General features: G+C 30.2%; 1 protein-coding gene. It reads right to left on the reverse strand.

Annotation, left to right across the window (positions count from 1 at the left end; all coding sequences use genetic code 11):
• On the reverse strand, positions 1 to 1,047 hold a 1,047-nt coding region (locus tag MBCUT_RS11110; RefSeq protein ID WP_342667563.1), incomplete at both ends, for a right-handed parallel beta-helix repeat-containing protein.

Raw genomic sequence — 1,047 nt, forward strand, 5'->3', positions numbered from 1 at the left:
AACAACAGTTAATGCAGTACTAGTTTCATAAGTTGCAGTGTTGTTTTCAAAAGTACAATTATCAATCAAATTAACACTATCAGTTCCATTTAGATATGCATCACCATAATTAGTTGCAGTGTTGTTTTTGAATACTGAATTTTCAAGAGTATTACTAGAACCAGTTCCAGTCATAGCTAAAGCACCATAATTATTATTTGCTGTGTTGTTTTCAAAAGTACAATTATCAACCAAATTAACACTAATATCTCCAGCTATATATGCAGCACCATAATTAGTATTTGCTTTATTGTTTATGAATACTGAATTTTCAAGAGTATTACTAGAACCAGTTCCACTCATACTTAAAGCACCATAATTATTATTTGCATTGTTGTTTATGAATACTGAATTTTCAAGAGTATTACGAGAACCAGTTCCACTCATACCTAAAGCACCATAATTAGTTGCAGTGTTGTTTTCAAAAGTACAATTATCAACCAAATTAATATTATTATCTACATTTAGATATGCAGCACCATAATTATTTGCATTGTTGTTTTTGAATACTGAATTTTCAAGAGTATTACTAGAACCAGTTCCAGTCATACCTAAAGCACCATAACTAGCTGCAGTGTTGTTTTCAAAAGTACAATTATCAACCAAATTAACACTATCAGTTCCACTTAGATATGCAGCACCATAATTATTACTTGCTTTATTGTTTATGAATACTGAATTTTCAAGAGTATTACGAGAACCAGTTCCACTCATAACTAAAGCACCATAACTAGTACCTGCAGTGTTGTTTTCAAAAGTACAATTATCAACCAAATTAACAATATTACCTCCACTTAGATATGCAGCACCATAATTATTTGCATTGTTGTTTTTGAATACTGAATTTTCAAGAGTATTACTAGAACCAGTTCCACTCATACCTAAAGCACCATAATTATCATTTGCAGTGTTGTTTTCAAAAGTACAATTATTAACACTACTAGTTCCACTTAGATATGCAGCACCATAATTAATACTTGCTTTATTGTTTATGAATACTGAATTTTC

It is taken from the genome of Methanobrevibacter cuticularis, from assembly GCF_001639285.1.
In the GTDB taxonomy this organism is placed as follows: domain Archaea; phylum Methanobacteriota; class Methanobacteria; order Methanobacteriales; family Methanobacteriaceae; genus Methanobaculum; species Methanobaculum cuticulare.